Consider the following 17,808-nt stretch of genomic DNA (forward strand, 5'->3'; position numbering starts at 1 on the left):
TCAGACGCCCAAAGCGCGGAAGACCCTTGGCAGTACTTCGGGCAGGTCTTCGGCAATCAGGCCGGGGCCGAAGCTGCGTGCGGCTTCCACATGCAGCCAGGCCGCCGTACAGGCGGCGTCGAACGGGGGAAAGCCGCGCGCCATCAACCCGCACAGGAACCCCGCCAGCACGTCGCCAGATCCGGCCGTGGCCAGCCAGGGCGCGGCGCGGTCATAGGCCGCCGCGTTAAGGGCGCACCGGCCCGACGGCGCGGCGATCACCGTATCGGCCCCCTTGAACAGAACCACACAGCCCGCCCGCGCGGCCGCCTCGCGCGTGGCCTCGACCTTCGAGAAAGCCGGTCCGCTGGTTATCGGCGCGGCCAGCCTTTCTGAAATGTCGGGGAACAGACGGGCGAACTCTCCCGCGTGCGGTGTCAGGACGCAGCCACCGTGCAAGGCGGAGAAAAGGTCAGGGCGCTGTGACAGGAGGGTCAGCGCATCGGCATCCAGCACCAGCGGCCGCGCCGCTTGCAGCGCGGTGGCCACCAGCGCGGCTTCACGCGCGGTCGTTCCCAGCCCCGGCCCAAGGCAAAGCGCGTTGATCCGCCGGTCCTCCAGCACCCTTGCCAAAGCATTGGCATCGGCAATCGGGCGCAGCATCACCGCGTCCAGCCGCGCGGCAGTCTCGGGCAGGGCATCGGGCGGGCAGCCCAGCGTCACCAGCCCCGCCCCTATCCGCAGGCTGCCACGGGCGGCAAGTCGCGCGGCGCCGCCATGGCCGGGCGGACCGGACAGGATCAGGGAGTGGCCATGGGTGAACTTGTGCCCGGCGCCTTTGGCCAGCGCGCCGGGATCGACGGCTGTTTCCTCGATCGGGGACCAGGCGGAGTCATCCCGCGACAGTTGGTCTGCGGTGGCCTCAAGCCCGATCGGGGCCACCACAAGCCGGCCACAGCGCGCGGGCCCTTCGGCCAGCAAATGGCCGGGCTTGCGGCTGTGAAACGTCACAGTCAGGTCGGCGGGGTGATCTGGGCCAATCCCTTCGACCCGCATCCGCCCTGACCAGGCACACAGGCCTGAGGGCAGGTCGATGGCCACCAGCCGGGTGCCGGCCTCTTTTGCCATTTCCAGCGCGCCCCAAAGACCAGCCGCCAGCGGGCGTTGCAGGCCGATACCGAACAGCGCGTCAATGGTGATGTCGGTTCGGCGCAGCAGCGGCCAGTCCAGCGCGTCAATCGGGGCGACCGTGCCAATCGCCCGCCAGCGGTCGTAATTCGCCCGCGCATCGGGTGGCAGGTGGTCGGGGGCGCCGTGCAGGAACACCGCCACATCCCAACCCGATTCCCGCAGCAGGCGGGCCACGACAAAGCCGTCGCCGCCATTGTTGCCGGGGCCGCACAGCACCACCGCGCGGTGTGAGGTGGCGCGCAACGCGGGCCATTCCTGAAAGATCGCCTCGACCACGCCGCGGCCCGCGCGCTCCATCAGCTCAAGGCCGGTCACCCGGCCGCTGGCGATGGCAGCCTGTTCAAGTGCACGCATCTGGGCCGCAGTCAGAAGATCGGTCATCGGCTTTTCCGAGCTGTTCGCATCTTGCTCATTCTCGCGCCGCATTGCCTAAAAAACAGGCAGTCACCAAGGATTTCCAAGTCGGGGCGACCTTGCTGTCACCCTAGTCAATTGTCGGCCTGCAAGGGAAGTGCTGTGAGAGACAGAGCGAGAAACGGGGGAGTCGGCGCATGAAGAAGATTGAGGCGATCATCAAGCCGTTCAAGCTTGATGAAGTTAAGGAGGCGCTTCAGGAAGCCGGCATCCAGGGTCTTTCCGTCACCGAGGTCAAGGGCTTCGGTCGTCAGAAGGGCCATACCGAACTTTATCGCGGTGCCGAATATGTGGTCGATTTCCTGCCCAAGGTGAAGATCGAGGTCGTGCTGACCGACGACATGGTTGATGCCGCCGTGCAGGCCATCGTCTCGGCCGCGCGCACCGACAAGATCGGCGATGGCAAGATCTTCGTCACCCCTGTCGAACAAGCCATCCGCATCCGCACCGGCGAAACCGGCGATGATGCCGTCTGAGCGCAGCACGACGCGCGAAAGATGATCCCTGAACTGGCCTTCGCGGCCTGAACCTGTAACCCAAGCACCGAAAGGCAGTCAGATGAGCGCAGTTGCGAAAGCTCTGAAACTGATCAAGGACGAGGAAGTCGAATACGTCGACATCCGTTTCACCGACCCCAAGGGCAAGCTGCAGCACGTCACGCTGGTGGCCGATCTTGTGGATGAAGACTTCTTCGAGGAAGGCTTCATGTTCGACGGCTCGTCGATCGCCGGCTGGAAGTCGATCGACCAGTCCGACATGAAGCTGATCCCCGATCCGACCAGCGTCTACATCGACCCGTTCTATGCCGAGAAAACCCTCTGCGTGCATTGCAACGTGGTCGAACCCGACACCGGCGAAGCCTATTCGCGCTGCCCGCGTCAGACCGCGGTCAAGGCGGAAGCCTATCTCAAGTCTTCGGGCGTGGGCGACGCGGCCTATTTCGGGCCGGAAGCCGAATTCTTCATCTTCGACGACGTGCGCTATTCGGTGACGCCGCAGAAGGTGTCGTTCCAGATCGACTCGGAAGATGCTGCCTGGAACACCGACGCGGCCTTTGAAGGCGGCAACCTTGCGCACCGTGCCGGCCACAAGGGCGGCTACTTCCCGGTGAACCCGGTCGATGCGGCGCAAGACCTGCGCAGCGAGATGCTGTCCACCATGAAGCGCATGGGTATGCGCGTGGACAAGCACCACCACGAAGTGGCGACCGCCCAGCATGAGCTGGGGATGATCTTTGGCGGACTGGTCGAGCAGGCCGACAACATCCAGAAGTACAAGTATGTGATCCACAACGTGGCCCACGCCTACGGCAAGACCGTGACCTTCATGCCCAAGCCCATGAAGGGTGACAACGGCAGCGGGATGCACGTCAACATGTCGATCTGGAAGAACGGCAAGCCGCTGTTCGCCGGCGACAAGTATGCCGACCTGAGCCAGGAAGCCCTGTGGTTCATCGGCGGCATCCTGAAGCACGCCAAGGCGCTGAACGCGCTGACCAACCCGGCGACCAACAGCTACAAGCGCCTGATCCCCGGCTTCGAGGCCCCGGTTCTGCGCGCCTATTCGGCCCGCAACCGCAGTGGCTGCGTCCGTATTCCGTGGACCGAATCGCCCAAGGCCAAGCGTGTGGAAGCCCGCTTCCCCGATCCGGCGGCCAACCCCTATCTGGCCTTCGCCGCCCTGCTGATGGCCGGTCTTGATGGCATCAAGAACAAGATCGACCCGGGTCCGGCTTCGGACAAGGATCTGTATGATCTGCCGCCGGAAGAACTGGCCGAAATCCCGACCGTCTGCGGCAGCCTGCGCGAGGCGCTGGAAGAGCTGGAGAAGGATCACGACTTCCTGCTGGCCGGCGACGTGTTCACCAAGGACCAGCTCGAAGGCTATATCGCGCTGAAGTGGGAAGAGGTTTACGCCTTCGAACACACCCCGCATCCGGTGGAATACCAGATGTATTATTCCTGCTGAGACGGGGTTTCCCCGGACCGGCAGCAAGGGCCGCCCCGCAAGGGCGGCCCTTCGCATTTCCGGCCGCCGCACGGGCCGGGGTATGATTTTCCGCCTGCCTTTTGTGGAACATCCGTGGCAGTCTGGCGTCGTCACATGCTTGCGGTTGATCCGATGAGCCGAAAATCACCCGATAAAAGGCCCCGTATCTGGGCCGAGGGCAGCCAGCACCCGCCCTTGCAGCCACGGGCTTTCGCGCTGGCGTCCGTGCTGTTCGCGCGTGAAAGCCTGGGCCGGCTGCTGCGGCGCTGCTCGGTCTGGAGCCATGGCTTTTCGGAAACGGTGGCAAGCGGGCGCTGGCAGATCCCCGAGGCGCGGCTTGGCCGCATCGGGCGGGTTCTGCCGACTTATCAGCAGGTCAGCCGGGGCATCGCGGCAGGGGCGGCGCTGCTGGAGACGGCCGCGCAGACTGTCCACCCGCAGACCGCCACGCCCGGCGAACCCCTGATCGCTTTGTCCGCTCCTGACAGGACTGTCTCAGCGCCAACGGGGGCCGATCCTTCGGCCGATCCCGATCTTGCCGCGATCCGGGCCTTGATGACGACCCCGGCAGAGGCCGCGGCGGAAGCCCCGGTGTTCCCCAGGATTTCCCGGTCGAAGGGGCGCCCTTGACCGACAGTCCCGGCCTGCCGCACCGGATTGCAGCGACGGGCCTTGGATACGGCCTTCTGGTGCTGGCCGTGCCCTATGGCGCCGTGCGCGCGGGTCTGGCGCATCTGAACGGCGAAGATCTCCGCAAGCTGGTTGAAGAAGGCTAGGCCGGGTCGCCCCCGGGCACCGGCGGGGCCGCGGTCTCGGGGGCAGGCTGGCGGATGACGTAGATCCCTGCGGCGATGATCACCGCGATGCCAACCCAGGCCAGCGCATCGGGCAGGTCGCCCCAGAACTTCCAGCCCCAGAGCAGCCCCCAGAACATGAAGCTGTATTCAAAGGGCGCAATCGCTGCCGAAGGTGCAATCCGGTAGGCATGGGTCAGCAGGGTCAGCCCCACCGCCGCGATCACGCCGCAGGACACCATCAGCGCCAGATCGCGCAGCGGCGGCATGATCCAGCCCCGTGTCAGGAAGGCCAGCGAAGGGTCGGCTGTCTCGACCATGGTGCCGCTGCCAAAGACCGCCGACAGGGCCAGCGCGCAGATAAGAAAGCAGCTATTGCCCCAGAACGCCATGGCGGCGGCCGATTCCGTGCGCCCCATCGGGCGGGCGACCACCATCGACAGCGCATAGCCAAGCGCCCCCAGGATCGGCAGCAGCGCGGTCCAGCCAAGGCCCGACGCGCCCGGCCGCACGATCAGCAGCACGCCGGTAAACCCCAGCACCACCGCAAGGCCCGAGGCGAAGGGCACCTTTTCGCGGAAGAACAGCGCCGTGGACAGGGTGATGAACAGCGGCGCGGTGAAGAACAGCGCCACGGTCGTGGCTATCGGCAGGGCAGCAAGGCCCAGGTAATAGGCCGTATAGGCGGTGAAATTCAGCAGACCGCGCGCCAGCATCTTCCACCAGCCGGGGGTGGTGATGGTGGACAGCCGCCCGTCGAACCACCAGACGATCGCCAGATGAAAGGGCAGGGCGGTCAGGCTACGCAGGACCATGGCCTGATGCAGCGGATAATCGCCCGACAGCCGTTTCAGGATCAGATCCTGAACCGAGAAGATGGCGATCCCGGCGCACAGGGCCAGGATGCCTTGGGTGATGACCGAGGCGCGCATTCAGGCAGGCTAGCCGCGCCGGTGGCCGATTCTGTCCTGCCGCCGACACCGGCGGTCAAAGCGCGGCGAGACGCGCGGCGGTTTCCGGCATCCGCGCCAGACTGCGGGCGATGTGGTCGCGCCAATGCGGGCCGCGCGACAGCGCGTCCTCATGGGCTTCGCGCAGTTCATCGGGCCGGTCCTCGGCCAGAATCTCGACCAGCAGCGCCGCCTGCGCACGGTCCTTCCGCGACTTGATCTGGTCCGGCCCGCCCCGGCGGCGGTCGGCGACGATCAGCTTGTGAATGGCAAAAGCCTCGGGGCGGGGGATCTGCACCAGAACCCCCGACCGATACAGCGCCGCCGCCTTGATCGGCTGCGCGATCAGGTAGTTCAGGAAATGCAGCGACTGCGCCGAAACGCCAAGCGCCGGCAGGTCGCGGATGTCCTCCTCGGGCCGGAACGATGGGGTCAGGAATTCGACCATCGTGTTCGACCGGGTTTGCCGCCAGCGCCAGACCGCGCGGCTGTCCAGTGATGGGGCTGGCTCGAATTCCAGTCTGCGGAAGGTCTCGGCAAGCGGGGTTTCGACCCGGTCCTCCAGCGCCAGCGACAGGTGTTCGAACTGGGCGATGTCGATGTCCCCGGTCGCCATCAGGTCGGTCTGGCGCAGGCGCAGGCCAAGCTCGCCTTCATACAGACGAAAGGCATTGGTCCCGACCAGGGTGCCACCCAGGCGGAACGTACCCGCCCGCGCCAGCGCGGACAGGATCGACCCTGTTGCCGGGTCAATCGGCTGCGCCCCTTCGGCCCGCAGGATTCGGATCAGGCGGGTTCGATCCTCGGCCCGGGCCTTGCCCAGTTCGGCCAGTTCTCTATGGCGGGCAATGCGTGCCGCAACTTCGGGTGTATCTTCCCCGATGTAGCGTTTGCGTACATCGCTGCCGATGCGGAACATTTCATACCAATAGGCGCGGCCATTGCGGGTTTCCAGCCGCGGGATGCCGGTGATGCCGGCGGCCTGATCGTCCTGCAACGAGATCAGCAAGTCGTGATAGGCGGCATGGGCAATGGAAGAAAGGCGCTGCATGGCTTTGTACTACACTGTCATGTCCGTGTAGTACATGAAGCCGATCCGTTCGGCAATCGTGTACTACAGTGCAGCCTCAGTGTAGTACATAGTGTGGGATACGAATTCCAGAATTGTAACCCACGCAGCCCCGCGCAAACGAAAACCGCGCCCCGGTTGCCCGGGGCGCGGCTTCAATCCGGCAGGGCCGGAAAGGATTATTCGTCCGAAGCGGCCGAACCCATGTCGTCGAACAGTTCGGCGATCTCGAAGTCGGCCGCCGCATCGGCTTCGGCCGCCGCATCGCGGATCGACTTGCCCGAGGCTTGCAGTTCGGCTTCTTCCGGCGAACGGGCAACGTTCACGCTGACCTTGACCGACACTTCGGGGTGCAGAACCACGGTCACCGGGTGGATACCCAGGTCCTTGATCGGCTTGTCCATCTCGACCTGGCCACGCTCGACGGTGAAACCGGCGGCGGTCGCAGCTTCGGAAATGTCACGGGCCGAAACCGAACCGTAAAGCGCACCGGATTCCGATGCCGAACGGATGACGATGAACGTCTGGCCGTCCAGCTTGGCGGCAACGCCTTCGGCTTCCTTGCGGGTTTCCAGGTTGTTGGCTTCCAACTGGGCTTTCTTCGCCTCGAACGCCTTCACGTTCGATTCGTTGGCGCGCAGCGCCTTGCCCTGCGGCAGCAGGTAGTTGCGGGCATAGCCGTCCTTGACGTTGACGACTTCGCCCATCTGGCCAAGTTTGGCCACGCGCTGAAGAAGGATCACTTGCATCGGTCGTGCTCCTTATTTCACGGCATAGGGCAGCAGGGCCAGGAAGCGGGCGCGCTTGATGGCCTGAGCCAGTTCACGCTGCTTCTTCGCCGAGACTGCGGTGATGCGGGACGGCACGATCTTGCCGCGCTCAGAGATGTAGCGCTGCAGAAGACGGGTGTCCTTGTAGTCGATCGCCGGAGCATTGTCGCCCGAGAAGGGGCAAACCTTGCGGCGGCGGAAAAACGGTTTGTTCGCCATGGGTGTGGTCCTTTCTCAGATCAACGACGCGGAGCGCCGAACGACGGGCGTTCGCCACGGTCGGGGCGGTCGCCAAAGCTGCGCTCGCGGCGTTCGCCGCCAAAGCTGCCACGGTCGCCATCGCGGTCGCCACGGCCTTCACGCTCATCGCGCTTCTGCATCTGGACCGACGGACCTTCGGCGTGCTTGTCGACCTTGATGGTCAGCACGCGCATCACGTCGTCATGCAGGCGCATCAGGCGTTCCATTTCCTGCACAGCCGCCGCCGGAGCGTCGGACCGGAGCAGGGCATAGTGGCCCTTGCGGTTCTTGTTGATCTTGTAGGCCATGGTCTTCACGCCCCAGTATTCGGATTCGACGACCTTGCCGCCGTTGTCCGAAAGGACCGTGGAGAAATGTTCGACAAGGCCTTCGGCCTGCGTGTTGGACAAGTCCTGACGCGCAATGAAGACATGCTCGTAAAGCGGCATGCGGTCTTCCTTCGTCTCGGGGCGGCTTCAAAGAACGGGCCAACCTTCCTGCGGCCCGTCCACGAGAGGCATCGCCGGTTCATGGGAATGCAGGAAGGATGGGGCCTTATACAGATCGGCGGCCGGGATGCAAGGGCTGCGGGGGCGGCACCCTGTCCAGCGCATCTGACGCCAAGGTGATGTTCACCACCGCGCAAGACCTGTTCGGGTGTGCCGGATTGCCCGGTGCGGCCTGTGCGGGCAGGTATGCTGCATGTGCATCATCCAGCAGGAGTTTCTGATGATCCGTTTCGCCCCCCTTGCGCTGGCCGCCGCGCTGGTTTCGGCTCCGGCCTTTGCCGAGGCTGAAAAGTATGTGCTGGACCCCAGCCACAGCCAGATCGTGTTTTCCTACAACCACCTCGGCTTTTCCACCGGCTACGGCATGTTCTCGGGCTTTGAAGGCGAGATCCAGTTCGATCAGGCCAACCCGGCCGCATCCTCGGTGAAGGTCAGCTTCCCGGTGACCACCATGCTGACCGGCTGGCAGGCCCGCTTCGATCACCTCATGTCGCCCGATTTCTTCGGCGCGACCGAGGACAAGACCGTCAGCTTCACCTCGACCGGCATTGAAGTGACCGGCGAGAAGACCGCCAAGATCACCGGCGACCTGACGCTGAACGGCGTGACCAAGCCGGTCGTGCTGGAGGCGGTGCTGAACCAGGCGGGTGAACACCCGATGGAGAAAAAGCCCTGGGCCGGGTTCTCGGCCACGACCACCGTGCTGCGGTCGGACTACAATCTGGGCATGTTCGCGCCCTATGTCAGCGACGAAGTGCAGATCCAGATTTCGGTCGAGGCGATGAAGGCCGAGTGACGGCCTGACCTGCGCACCGGCAAGACACCGGAACAACAGGGGCCACCGGAGCGATCCGGTGGCCTTTTCCCTGTGAAATCCGCCCGTGTGGCCGTGCAAGCCGGTTGATTGCGGGCCCGTGCTGGCGTTAAATGATGTAACGGCGCCGTGTGTTTGGTGCCCTTGGCTTGGTGTTGGTGAAGGTGAGGCAAATGGCGCGTTTTGCCATAGGGGTCGGGTTGCTGGCTGTTGGTGCCTCTGCGGCAATCACCTATGCCGTGGCCGACTGGTATCGGTTCACCACCACAAGCGAAATCAGCCCGACCGACGGGGTTCGCGGCAACAGCCATCTTCTGGTCTGGGAAAACCTCAACGCCCTGATGCCTGCGGTGGCGCAGGCCTGGGGGTGCAAGACGCTGATCGACCGGCAGGGCCAGGCCATGGCGGGTGCGCACGCCGCGCCGCCGCCCACCTGCCAGTTGCACTATGACTTCGAGGCCCCGCAGGCGGATGTGGCCTTCATCGAAGCACAGGCCAATGCGGCCGTGCTGCTGGCCGGGCGGCAATTCTCGGCAAGCGACGGACAGTTGCGGCAGTTGCAGCGCTGCATGGTCGAGACCTTGCCCATGGCCCTGACCCGGAACCAGCGCGAAGAGCTGCGGCTGAGCCCGTCGAGCGATGCGCTCAGATCGGCCAATGTCGCCGCCGCCAGCGTGGCCAGCGAATGTCAGGCCAAGGCCGGCATCACGGGGTGACGGCAGGCACCCGGGGGGGCGCCTGCCCGCCGTTCGGTCAGGGCGCCTTGCGCGCGGTCAGCTTGACCGAGACGGTGACGGAAAAACCGACCTGGCTTTCGTCCTTGTAGCCTGCGCCCATGCCGAAATCGCGCCGGTCCAGCGTGGTCTCGCCCGACATGGTGGCCGTGTCGCCGTCCAGCGTCAGCGTGAAGGGCAGGGTGACAGGGTGTTCCACCCCCCGCAGGGTCAGGGTGCCGGTCGCCGTGTGCCCGTTCTCCGTTTGCCCGTCAGCCGTCCGCGCGATGTCGGCGGTGAAGGTGGCGGTCGGGTGCTGGGCCACGTCGAAGAAATCGGCCCCCTTGGCCTGATCGGTCACGGCGCCCAGCGTCATCTGCCTGGTGTCGATGCCGACGCTCACCCGGCCGCTGCCGGTTGCGTCATCATAGGTGATGTCGGCCGTCCAGGCGGGCAGGGTGCCGCTGACGGCGCTGCCCATCTGCTTGACCGCAAAGGTCAGGCTGCCCGACTCCACCGTCCAGTTGCCGGCCGGCGCCGGCGCGGCGGCTGCCTGCGGGGCCGGGGGGACCGGCGGCGTGGCGGGCGGCTCGGATGCGGCCCAGGCCAGCCCAAGACCGGCGGCAAAGATCGCCAGCGCGGCCAGCATCGGCGCGCGGCCATGCCGGGCCGCGGTCGTTGCGGTTGAGGCCGTGCCGCGGGTCATCCGGGCAAGGGTGTCGTCGCGGTCGATCAGCACATGTTTCAGCGCGCCCAGAACATGCAGCGCGACCGAGGCCAGAAGCACCTTGGTAAAGATGCCATGCACGGTCGAGGCGCCATGCGAGATCACCTCGGACTTGGGAACGAAGGGCAGACCCTGGCCCAGCGGCCACAGGATCGGGGCGAAACCGTCTACGGCGGCATGGTGTATCCAACCAGACAGCGGCACCACGACCAGCGACAGGTAAAGCGCCCAATGCACCAGTTCGGCCAGGAAGGTTTCCAGCCGGCGCTCGGGGTGCAGCGGCGCGGGGCGCGGCTGGGTCAGGGCCCAGAGGATTCGCGCCGAGGCGACCAGGAAGACCGCCACGCCCAGCGTCTTGTGGATTGAAAACAGTTGCGCCTTGCGTGCCAGCGCCTCGGCCGTGTCATAGGGCATGTCGCTGGCGATCATGCCCAGCGGAAAGGCCGCGATGATCAGAAGCGCGGTCAGCCAGTGAAAGGTGCGGGCAACGCTGCCGTAGCTGTGCGGCGTATTCGGTACGGGCATGGGGTGCTGGTCCTTGGCAATCGGTTTCGGCGCAAGGTAGCAGGCTTTGCGGAACTGGCCATGCGCGGCGGGGCACAGTCCCTGTGCGCGGCTTTGCACGATTGCGGGACCGGCGGCCGCAGGTTATGCCGGGGAAAACAGGTTTCAAGAGGTCAAGCATGAGCCGTGCATTCGTTTTCCCCGGTCAGGGCGCCCAGACCATCGGCATGGGCCGCGCGCTGGCTGACGCCTATCCCGCCGCAAAAGCGGTGTTCGACGAGGTGGATGCGGCGCTTGGCGAAAAGCTGTCGGCGCTTATCTGGGAAGGCGACATCGCCGAACTGACGCTGACACAGAACGCCCAGCCGGCGCTGATGGCCACCTCGATCGCGGCGCTGCGGGCGCTGGAGGCGGAAGGTATCTCGGTTGCAAGCCATGCCGATTTCGTGGCCGGGCACAGCTTGGGCGAATATTCCGCGCTCTGTGCCGCGGGGGCCCTGTCGCTGAGCGACACCGCCCGCCTGCTGCGTCTGCGCGGCGAGGCGATGCAGGAAGCCGTGCCGGTGGGTGTGGGCGCGATGGCCGCGCTTCTGGGGCTGGACTTCGCCACCGCGCAGGCGGTGGCGGAAGAGGCCGCGCAGGGCGAAGTGTGCCAGGCGGCGAATGACAATGACCCTGCACAGGTGGTGGTTTCCGGCCACAAGGGCGCGGTCGAGCGGGCGATCGAGATTGCCAAGGCCAAAGGCGCAAAGCGTGCGCTTCTGTTGCCGGTCAGCGCCCCCTTCCATTGCGCCCTGATGCAGCCGGCCGCGCATCGCATGGCCGAGGCACTGTCGGCGGTGGTGATCTCCAAACCCAGCGTGCCGGTCGTGGTGAACGTCCGTGCCGAGGCGGTGACCGAGCCGGACCGTTTCTTCGACCTGCTGGTCGCGCAGGTGACCGGATCGGTCCGCTGGCGGGAATCGGTGCTGTGGATGGAAACCGCAGGCGTCACCGAATATTGGGAAATCGGGGCCGGCAAGGCGCTGTCGGGAATGATCAAGCGCATCACTTCGGGCGAGGTGGTGCTGAAGGCCATCGGCACGCCCGAGGATGTGGCGGCGGTCAGGGGCTGACGCCGGCGCGCAGGCCGGGGGCCTTGCCCCCGGACCCCCAGGGTATTTGAGCCAATTGGAAGGCAGGAGATTCGGACATGTTCGATCTGACGGGAAAATCTGCGCTGGTGACCGGCGCTTCGGGCGGGATCGGCGCGGACATCGCGCGCGCCCTTCATGCGGCGGGGGCGACGGTTGGCCTGTCGGGCACAAGGGTCGAGCCGCTGGAGGCACTGGCGGCCGAACTGGGGGGGCGGGCGCATGTGCTGCCCTGCAACCTGTCGGATGCCGAGGCGGTGGAAGGTCTGGTCAAGCGCGCGGCCGAGGCGATGGGGGCTGTCGACATTCTGGTGAACAATGCCGGCATCACCCGTGACGGTCTGGTCATGCGGATGTCGGATGCTGACTGGCAGGCGGTGATCGACGTGAACCTGACCGCGACCTTCCGGCTGTGCCGTGCCGCCATCCGAGGCATGATGAAGGCGCGCTGGGGCCGGATCGTGAACATCTCGTCGGTCGTGGGCCAGACCGGCAACGCGGGGCAGGTGAACTATGCCGCCTCGAAGGCCGGCATGGTGGGGATGTCGAAGTCGCTGGCGGCCGAGGTGGCCAGCCGTGGCATCACGGTGAATTGCGTCGCGCCGGGGTTTATCGAGACCGCGATGACCGACAAGCTGAACGAGGCGCAGCGGGCCGGCATCCTGGGCGCGGTGCCGGCGGGCCGTATGGGCACCCCGCAGGAGATTGCCGCCGCGGTGCTGTATCTGGTATCGCCGGAGGCCGGATATGTGACCGGGGCCACGCTGCATGTGAACGGCGGCATGGCCATGGTGTGACGGCAGACCGAAAGGGTTTGCCATGGCGCGGCGCTGTTGTTATAGCGCGCGCCAGATTCCCGGGCGGTTGCCCGGAACTGCGCCTCCCATAGCGGGGCAATAGGACGGCCCGCTTCGGGCAGGATAATCAGCCGGGGTCTCCCCGAGAACGAAAGCAGAGGAAGACATGAGCGATATCGCCGAGCGCGTGAAGAAGATCGTGGTCGAGCACCTGGGCGTGGAAGAGGACAAGGTCGTCGAGAACGCCTCGTTCATCGACGACCTCGGCGCGGACTCGCTGGACACCGTCGAACTGGTGATGGCCTTCGAGGAAGAGTTCGGGATCGAGATCCCGGATGACGCCGCCGAAACCATCCAGACCTTCGGCGACGCCGTCGGCTTCATCTCGAAGGCCGTGTGATTAAAGGCCCTTCGGGCCTGATCGGGGCACCCGTATCGGGTGCCCCTTTTCATTTGTGCAGTCGTCAGAACCGCGCCAGACGGTCTGACAGCAGGCGGTAGAAACCGTCCCGATCAACCGAGCCCACGAACAGCACATTTGCCGGCCGGTCGGTGACGCGCCACCAGTCGGCCACCGTCATGCCAAGCGTCAGCGCGGACTTGGTTTCGATCTCGACATTGATATGACGCCCCGCGAACAGGCCGGGGTCGATCAGATAGGCGATCACGCAAGGATCATGCAGCGGGGCGCCTTCGCTGCCATATTTCGCGGTGTCGAAGCGTTCGAAGAAATCGGTCCAGCTTGCCACCGCCTGACCGACGCGGGTGCCAAGGCCACGCATCTCCTCGACCCAGGCGCGCGATGTCAGCGCCTTGTGGGTGACATCCAGCGGCATCACCACAATTGGAACGCCGGATTTGAACACGATTTCAGCGGCTTCCGGGTCAACGTAAATGTTGAATTCGGCTGCGGGGGTGATGTTGCCCACCTCGAAATAGGCGCCGCCCATCAGCACAATCTCGGCCACGCGCGGCACGATGTCGGGCGCGCGGGCGAAGGCGGTGGCGATATTGGTCAGCGGCCCCAGCGGGCACAGCGTCACGCTGCCGGGGGCTTCGCGGCGCAGGGTCTCGATCAGGAAATCGACGGCGTGCTGGTCCTGCAACGGCATCTGCGGATCGGGCAGCGGGATGCCGTCAAGCCCGGTCTTGCCATGCACATGTTCCGCCGTCACCAGCTTGCGCTGCATCGGCGCGTCGCAGCCGGCAAAGACCGGCACCTCGGTACGGCCGGCCAGTTCGCAGATCACGCGGGCGTTCTTCTGCGTCAGCGCCAGCGGCACGTTGCCAGCCACCGCCGTGATGCCCAGCACCTGCACCTCCTCGGGCGAGGCGAGGGCGAGCAGAATCGCCACGGCGTCATCCTGGCCGGGGTCGGTGTCGATGATGATCTTGCGGGGGTGTTTCATGGGCGGGTCCTTCCTCAGACCGCCCAAGAAAGCCGAAGGGCCGCGGCTTGTCCAGCCTGCGGCCCCCGGTGGTTGCGTTCAGGGCGATCGCCCGGCGTCAGCCGTCGAAATCAACCGTTTCGACCAGTTTCAGCGCAGCGGGCCGCAACGAGGCGATTTCGGCCAGGGTCTTGCTGTCGGGCGTGAAATCGCCCCAGCTTGCCACCAGCGCCGACCGTTCGACCCCCGGCTTGACCGGGTATTCATTGTTGGTCTCGGCATAGATCTTCTGCGCCGCGTCGGTGGTCAGCCATTCCATGAATTTCAGCGCCGCCTCGCGGTTCGGGGCGGCCTTGGTCATGGCCATGCCCGAAATGTTCACATGGGTGCCGTCGCCCTCGAACACCGGGAACAGCACGTTCACCGCTTCGGCAGCCGGGGCCTGTTCGGGGTCGGCCAGCATCTGGCCGATATAGTAGGTATTGCCGATGGCGATGTCGCACAGGCCGGCGGCGATGGCCTTCACCTGATCCCGGTCGCCACCTTCCGGCTTGCGCGCCAGATTGGCCTTCAGGCCTTCCAGCCAGCCTTTGGTGTAATCCTCACCGTGATGGGCGATCATCGCCGAGGTCAGGGCGACGTTATAGTCGGACAGACCCGAACGGGTGCAGATGCGCCCCTTCCACTTGGGATCGGCTAGGTCTTCATAGGTGGTCACGTCGCCGGGCTGCACGCGGTCCTTGGCGGCATAGACGATACGCGCGCGCGTCGTCAGGCCGAACCAGCGGTTTTCCGGGTCGCGCAGCGTGGCCGGAATATCGGCCTCCAGCACGGCCGAGGTGACGGGCTGCGTCACGCCCGCCTCGACGATCTGCATGAGGCGCGCGATGTCCACGGTCAGCACCACATCCGCCGGCGAGCGGTCGCCCTCGGCCACCAGACGTTCGGCCATGCCCTTGTCGATGAAGGCCACATTCACCGTGATGCCGGTTTCGGCGGTGAAGGCATCGACCAGCGGCTGAATCAGTTCCGGCTGGCGGTGGGAATAGACATTGATCTCATCGGCAAGGGCAGGCAGGGCCGAGGAAAGAAGCAGCGCAAGCGCCGGCAGGCGGAAAGACATGGTTGACTCCTTTGGTCGGTTATTCGCGCCCGGTAAACATGACTTTCCGCCACGGGTCAATGCCTGAGTGTATTGGTCGGATATTTTGCCGCCCTAGCGCGGGGCCTTTTCCTCGGCCTTGGCGCGGTTCCACAGCGCATCCATCTCGGTCAGATCCGATTGGGCGGGCGTCTTGCCGGCCTCGGTCAGCCAGTCCTCGATGCGGGCAAAGCGGCGGGTGAACTTCTGGTTGGCCGCGCGCAGGGCGGCTTCGGGGTCCACCTTCAGGTGCCGGGCCAGATTGGCCATCACGAACAGAAGATCGCCGATTTCCTCGCTGACCTCGTCCTGCGTCAGGGTTTCGCGGGCTTCGACCACCTCGCGCGCCTCTTCGGTCAGCTTGTCCAGCACCTCTTCGGTCGAGGGCCAGTCGAAGCCCACCCGTGCCGCGCGGTTCTGCAACTTGACAGCGCGGGTCAGGGAGGGCAGGGCCAGCGCCACGCCGTCCAGCACCCGGGCCCGCGCGCCGCGTTCGCGGGCCTTCAGCGCCTCCCAGTCCACGGTCTGCTGTTCGGCCGTCTTGTCGCGGCTTTCGTCGCCGAACACATGCGGATGGCGGGCGACCATCTTGTCGCTGATCGCCGCCACAACATCGGAAAAGCCGAACAGCCCGGCTTCTTCGGCCATTCGGGCGTGGAACACCGTCTGTAGCAGCAGATCACCCAGTTCGCCGCGCAATTCGGCCCAATCCTCGCGCTCGATGGCGTCCACCACCTCATGCGCCTCTTCCAGCGTGTAGCGGGCGATGCTGGCAAAGGTCTGCTCCACATCCCAGGGACAGCCGGTTTCCGGGTCGCGCAGACGCGCCATGATTTCCAGAAGGCGGCGGATGTCGCCGCCGGGTGTCTGCACCAGAGCGTCGCTTTTGGCACGGTCAAGGGGGGGAAGTGACATTGCAGGCAACCCTGTTTTCCGATTTGATCAAAGCCTGACACGACGACCCCAAGAAGGAATCCCGACCATGCCCGTTCTCAACCGTATCGCCTCTTATGCCGAGGAAATGAAGGGCTGGCGGCGGTATCTGCACCAGCACCCCGAACTGGCCTTCGACTGCCACAATACGGCGGCCTGGATCGCGGCCCGGCTGCGCGAGATCGGCGTGGACGAAATCCACGAGGGAATCGCCAAGACCGGCATCGTTGCCATCATCAACGGCAAGGGGCCCGGCCCGGTGATCGGGCTGCGCGCCGACATGGACGCGCTGCCGATCGAGGAAACCACCGGCGCGCCCCATGCCAGCACGGTGCCGGGCAAGATGCACGCCTGCGGCCATGACGGGCATGTCACCATGTTGCTGGGGGCTGCCAAGTATCTGGCCGAGACGCGGAATTTCGCCGGCAAGGTGGCGCTGATCTTCCAGCCGGCCGAAGAAGACGGCGGCGGCGGCCAGGTCATGGTGCAGGAAGGCATGATGGATCGCTTCGGCATCTCGCAGGTCTACGGCATCCACAATTCGCCCAACGTGCCCTTCGGCCATTTCCAGACCACGCCCGGCCCGCTGATGGCCAGCGTGGACACCGCCTTCGTCTATCTCACCGGCAAGGGCGGCCATGGCGCCACGCCACATGAATGTGTCGATCCGGTGGTGGCCGTGGTCGGCATGGTGCAGGCGATCCAGACCATCATCCCGCGCAACGTCTATGCGCTGGACGAGGCGGTGATCTCTGTCACCCAGATCCACACCGGCACGGCCTCGAACATCATCCCCGAAGAGGCGATGTTCTGCGCCACCATCCGCTGCTTCAAGCCCGATGTGCGCGCGCTGCTGAAGAAGCGGTTTTACGAGATCGTCGAAGGCCATGCCGCCGCCTATGGCGTGACGGCCCGGATTGATTATGACTGGGGCTATCCCGCCACCATCAACCACGAAGACCAGGCCGAGTTCGCCGCCGAAGTCGCGCGCGAGATTTCGGGGGCCGAGGCCGTCAACGCCCGGTCCAACCGCGAGATGGGCAGCGAGGATTTCTCCTACATGCTTGAGGCGCGCCCCGGCGCCTATCTGTTCCTTGGCACCGGGCCGGGGGCAGGGCTGCACCATTCGGCCTTCGACTTCAACGATGAAGCCTCGCCTGTTGGCGCCAGCTTCTTCGTGCGTCTGGTCGAGCGGGCTCAGCCGCTGGCGGCAAAATAAGGCAGCAGGTCAGGCCCGGCTGACTTGCCCGGATCTGGACTATCATGCGACACTGATCAGAAGGGCAGCGCGCCGCGCTGCCCTCTCTTTTCCGGGAAGGGTTTCAGACATGCGTTTTTGTGCCGTCCTTACCATTGCATCCGGTCTTGTCACGGCGTCAGCCGGTCTTGCCACCGCCGATGATTACCTTGGATTCCGTTCGCCCACCGGCAACATCCATTGCGCCCTTTACACATGGAACGGTGGCGCAGAGGCGCGCTGTGACGTGATCGAACTGACCCCCACCTACCGCAAGGCTCCGGCGGGATGCGATCTGGACTGGGGCCATTCCTTCGCGGTGGACAACACCGGCAAGGGCGTTCTGGCCTGTGTGGGTGACACGGTTCAAGACCCCCGCAATCCGGTTCTGCCCTATGGCCAGGCGCTGTCGCTGGGCGGCATCAGTTGTGTCTCGGCCAAGACGGGCATCACCTGCACCAATGCCGCGGGCCACGGCTTCTCGGTCGCCAAGGCGAAGCAGAAACTGTTCTGACG

Annotated in this window: 21 protein-coding genes; 11 read left to right on the forward strand and 10 right to left on the reverse strand. The window is 65.4% G+C overall.

Translation table 11 applies throughout. The features are described from left to right. Nucleotides 1-1,551, reverse strand: a complete 1,551-nt coding sequence (locus B6K69_RS01695) for an NAD(P)H-hydrate dehydratase (protein WP_108644726.1) — start codon at nucleotides 1,549-1,551, stop codon at nucleotides 1-3. Between the two features lie 170 nt (nucleotides 1,552-1,721). Between B6K69_RS01695 and B6K69_RS01700 the strand changes: the two genes are divergently transcribed. From B6K69_RS01700 to B6K69_RS18090, 4 genes are all read left to right on the forward strand, one after another. Then, on the forward strand, nucleotides 1,722-2,060 hold the full coding sequence (locus tag B6K69_RS01700; protein WP_107672806.1) for a P-II family nitrogen regulator: 339 nt from the start codon (nucleotides 1,722-1,724) through the stop codon (nucleotides 2,058-2,060). 82 nt (nucleotides 2,061-2,142) lie between these two features. Then, complete coding sequence (glnA, locus tag B6K69_RS01705; protein ID WP_107672805.1) at nucleotides 2,143-3,552, forward strand: type I glutamate--ammonia ligase; 1,410 nt, start codon at nucleotides 2,143-2,145, stop codon at nucleotides 3,550-3,552. A 153-nt stretch (nucleotides 3,553-3,705) separates the two neighbouring features. Next, on the forward strand, nucleotides 3,706-4,203 hold the full coding sequence (locus B6K69_RS01710; protein WP_123876512.1) for a hypothetical protein: 498 nt from the start codon (nucleotides 3,706-3,708) through the stop codon (nucleotides 4,201-4,203). Beyond that, nucleotides 4,200-4,349, forward strand: coding sequence for a hypothetical protein (locus tag B6K69_RS18090; protein WP_164681859.1), 150 nt, complete (start codon nucleotides 4,200-4,202; stop codon nucleotides 4,347-4,349). The genes B6K69_RS01710 and B6K69_RS18090 overlap by 4 nt, the downstream gene beginning before the upstream one ends. Here the strand turns inward: B6K69_RS18090 and B6K69_RS01715 are convergent. From B6K69_RS01715 to rpsF, 5 genes are all read right to left on the reverse strand, one after another. Next, the gene (locus B6K69_RS01715; RefSeq protein ID WP_108642554.1) at nucleotides 4,346-5,299 is read right to left on the reverse strand and encodes a DMT family transporter; all 954 of its coding nucleotides are present in this window, start codon (nucleotides 5,297-5,299) and stop codon (nucleotides 4,346-4,348) included. The genes B6K69_RS18090 and B6K69_RS01715 overlap by 4 nt on opposite strands. Before the next feature lie 55 nt (nucleotides 5,300-5,354). Then, nucleotides 5,355-6,368, reverse strand: coding sequence for a nucleotidyltransferase family protein (locus tag B6K69_RS01720; RefSeq protein WP_108642555.1), 1,014 nt, complete (start codon nucleotides 6,366-6,368; stop codon nucleotides 5,355-5,357). Between the two features lie 197 nt (nucleotides 6,369-6,565). Then, a complete protein-coding gene (rplI, locus tag B6K69_RS01725) occupies nucleotides 6,566-7,135 on the reverse strand; it encodes a 50S ribosomal protein L9 (protein WP_107672801.1) in 570 nt (189 codons plus the stop codon). A gap of 12 nt (nucleotides 7,136-7,147) precedes the next feature. Next, nucleotides 7,148-7,375, reverse strand: coding sequence for a 30S ribosomal protein S18 (gene rpsR / locus B6K69_RS01730; RefSeq protein WP_103256213.1), 228 nt, complete (start codon nucleotides 7,373-7,375; stop codon nucleotides 7,148-7,150). Between the two features lie 20 nt (nucleotides 7,376-7,395). Beyond that, a complete protein-coding gene (gene rpsF / locus B6K69_RS01735; protein ID WP_107672800.1) occupies nucleotides 7,396-7,845 on the reverse strand; it encodes a 30S ribosomal protein S6 in 450 nt (149 codons plus the stop codon). Between the two features lie 280 nt (nucleotides 7,846-8,125). Here rpsF and B6K69_RS01740 point away from each other — a divergent pair, with 280 nt between their 5' ends. Both B6K69_RS01740 and B6K69_RS01745 read left to right on the forward strand, forming a co-directional pair. Continuing rightward, a complete protein-coding gene (locus B6K69_RS01740; protein WP_107672913.1) occupies nucleotides 8,126-8,701 on the forward strand; it encodes a YceI family protein in 576 nt (191 codons plus the stop codon). Nucleotides 8,702-8,892: 191 nt separating this feature from the next. Further along, a complete protein-coding gene (locus B6K69_RS01745) occupies nucleotides 8,893-9,435 on the forward strand; it encodes a hypothetical protein (RefSeq protein WP_123876513.1) in 543 nt (180 codons plus the stop codon). Between the two features lie 37 nt (nucleotides 9,436-9,472). Here the strand turns inward: B6K69_RS01745 and B6K69_RS01750 are convergent, their stop codons facing one another. Then, complete coding sequence (locus B6K69_RS01750; RefSeq protein ID WP_108644727.1) at nucleotides 9,473-10,684, reverse strand: cytochrome b/b6 domain-containing protein; 1,212 nt, start codon at nucleotides 10,682-10,684, stop codon at nucleotides 9,473-9,475. 158 nt (nucleotides 10,685-10,842) lie between these two features. Between B6K69_RS01750 and fabD the strand changes: the two genes are divergently transcribed. From fabD to B6K69_RS01765, 3 genes are all read left to right on the forward strand, one after another. Beyond that, entirely contained in the window at nucleotides 10,843-11,778 is a 936-nt protein-coding gene (gene fabD, locus B6K69_RS01755; protein WP_107672798.1) for an ACP S-malonyltransferase, read from the forward strand. Between the two features lie 77 nt (nucleotides 11,779-11,855). Beyond that, nucleotides 11,856-12,593 (forward strand): 3-oxoacyl-[acyl-carrier-protein] reductase, encoded by a 738-nt coding sequence (gene fabG / locus B6K69_RS01760; RefSeq protein WP_108642557.1) that lies wholly within the window; start codon nucleotides 11,856-11,858, stop codon nucleotides 12,591-12,593. Nucleotides 12,594-12,759: 166 nt separating this feature from the next. Then, on the forward strand, nucleotides 12,760-12,993 hold the full coding sequence (locus B6K69_RS01765; protein WP_107672796.1) for an acyl carrier protein: 234 nt from the start codon (nucleotides 12,760-12,762) through the stop codon (nucleotides 12,991-12,993). 64 nt (nucleotides 12,994-13,057) lie between these two features. Here the strand turns inward: B6K69_RS01765 and B6K69_RS01770 are convergent, their stop codons facing one another. The 3 genes from B6K69_RS01770 to mazG form a co-directional block, all read right to left on the reverse strand. Beyond that, a complete protein-coding gene (locus B6K69_RS01770; protein WP_108642558.1) occupies nucleotides 13,058-14,002 on the reverse strand; it encodes a nucleoside hydrolase in 945 nt (314 codons plus the stop codon). Between the two features lie 97 nt (nucleotides 14,003-14,099). Next, nucleotides 14,100-15,104: a Fe(3+) ABC transporter substrate-binding protein gene (locus B6K69_RS01775; RefSeq protein WP_108642559.1), complete on the reverse strand. Its 1,005-nt coding sequence runs from the start codon at nucleotides 15,102-15,104 to the stop codon at nucleotides 14,100-14,102. A 93-nt stretch (nucleotides 15,105-15,197) separates the two neighbouring features. After that, a complete protein-coding gene (gene mazG, locus B6K69_RS01780; RefSeq protein WP_236939039.1) occupies nucleotides 15,198-15,953 on the reverse strand; it encodes a nucleoside triphosphate pyrophosphohydrolase in 756 nt (251 codons plus the stop codon). 151 nt (nucleotides 15,954-16,104) lie between these two features. Here mazG and B6K69_RS01785 point away from each other — a divergent pair, with 151 nt between their 5' ends. Together B6K69_RS01785 and B6K69_RS01790 are read left to right on the forward strand one after the other, a co-directional pair. Further along, complete coding sequence (locus tag B6K69_RS01785; RefSeq protein ID WP_108642561.1) at nucleotides 16,105-17,274, forward strand: M20 aminoacylase family protein; 1,170 nt, start codon at nucleotides 16,105-16,107, stop codon at nucleotides 17,272-17,274. Nucleotides 17,275-17,383: 109 nt separating this feature from the next. Next, nucleotides 17,384-17,806 carry a DUF6636 domain-containing protein gene (locus tag B6K69_RS01790; RefSeq protein ID WP_108642562.1) on the forward strand — a complete coding sequence of 141 codons (423 nt, stop codon included), beginning with the start codon at nucleotides 17,384-17,386 and terminating at the stop codon, nucleotides 17,804-17,806. Nucleotides 17,807-17,808 lie beyond the last annotated feature (2 nt).

The sequence above is a fragment of the Pseudogemmobacter blasticus genome (assembly GCF_003071405.1).
Taxonomy (GTDB): Bacteria; Pseudomonadota; Alphaproteobacteria; order Rhodobacterales; family Rhodobacteraceae; genus Pseudogemmobacter; species Pseudogemmobacter blasticus.

What these genes read in the sequence shown, in the direction of transcription:
- B6K69_RS01695 (WP_108644726.1), bottom strand. Translation starts at nt 1,551, where the DNA reads ATGACCGATCTTCTGACTGCGGCCCAGATGCGTGCACTTGAACAGGCT.
- B6K69_RS01700 (WP_107672806.1), top strand. Translation starts at nt 1,722, where the DNA reads ATGAAGAAGATTGAGGCGATCATCAAGCCGTTCAAGCTTGATGAAGTT.
- glnA (WP_107672805.1), top strand. Translation starts at nt 2,143, where the DNA reads ATGAGCGCAGTTGCGAAAGCTCTGAAACTGATCAAGGACGAGGAAGTC.
- B6K69_RS01710 (WP_123876512.1), top strand. Translation starts at nt 3,706, where the DNA reads ATGAGCCGAAAATCACCCGATAAAAGGCCCCGTATCTGGGCCGAGGGC.
- B6K69_RS01715 (WP_108642554.1), bottom strand. Translation starts at nt 5,299, where the DNA reads ATGCGCGCCTCGGTCATCACCCAAGGCATCCTGGCCCTGTGCGCCGGG.
- B6K69_RS01720 (WP_108642555.1), bottom strand. Translation starts at nt 6,368, where the DNA reads ATGCAGCGCCTTTCTTCCATTGCCCATGCCGCCTATCACGACTTGCTG.
- rplI (WP_107672801.1), bottom strand. Translation starts at nt 7,135, where the DNA reads ATGCAAGTGATCCTTCTTCAGCGCGTGGCCAAACTTGGCCAGATGGGC.
- rpsR (WP_103256213.1), bottom strand. Translation starts at nt 7,375, where the DNA reads ATGGCGAACAAACCGTTTTTCCGCCGCCGCAAGGTTTGCCCCTTCTCG.
- rpsF (WP_107672800.1), bottom strand. Translation starts at nt 7,845, where the DNA reads ATGCCGCTTTACGAGCATGTCTTCATTGCGCGTCAGGACTTGTCCAAC.
- B6K69_RS01740 (WP_107672913.1), top strand. Translation starts at nt 8,126, where the DNA reads ATGATCCGTTTCGCCCCCCTTGCGCTGGCCGCCGCGCTGGTTTCGGCT.
- B6K69_RS01745 (WP_123876513.1), top strand. Translation starts at nt 8,893, where the DNA reads ATGGCGCGTTTTGCCATAGGGGTCGGGTTGCTGGCTGTTGGTGCCTCT.
- B6K69_RS01750 (WP_108644727.1), bottom strand. Translation starts at nt 10,684, where the DNA reads ATGCCCGTACCGAATACGCCGCACAGCTACGGCAGCGTTGCCCGCACC.
- fabD (WP_107672798.1), top strand. Translation starts at nt 10,843, where the DNA reads ATGAGCCGTGCATTCGTTTTCCCCGGTCAGGGCGCCCAGACCATCGGC.
- fabG (WP_108642557.1), top strand. Translation starts at nt 11,856, where the DNA reads ATGTTCGATCTGACGGGAAAATCTGCGCTGGTGACCGGCGCTTCGGGC.
- B6K69_RS01765 (WP_107672796.1), top strand. Translation starts at nt 12,760, where the DNA reads ATGAGCGATATCGCCGAGCGCGTGAAGAAGATCGTGGTCGAGCACCTG.
- B6K69_RS01770 (WP_108642558.1), bottom strand. Translation starts at nt 14,002, where the DNA reads ATGAAACACCCCCGCAAGATCATCATCGACACCGACCCCGGCCAGGAT.
- B6K69_RS01775 (WP_108642559.1), bottom strand. Translation starts at nt 15,104, where the DNA reads ATGTCTTTCCGCCTGCCGGCGCTTGCGCTGCTTCTTTCCTCGGCCCTG.
- mazG (WP_236939039.1), bottom strand. Translation starts at nt 15,953, where the DNA reads ATGGCGCGTCTGCGCGACCCGGAAACCGGCTGTCCCTGGGATGTGGAG.
- B6K69_RS01785 (WP_108642561.1), top strand. Translation starts at nt 16,105, where the DNA reads ATGCCCGTTCTCAACCGTATCGCCTCTTATGCCGAGGAAATGAAGGGC.
- B6K69_RS01790 (WP_108642562.1), top strand. Translation starts at nt 17,384, where the DNA reads ATGCGTTTTTGTGCCGTCCTTACCATTGCATCCGGTCTTGTCACGGCG.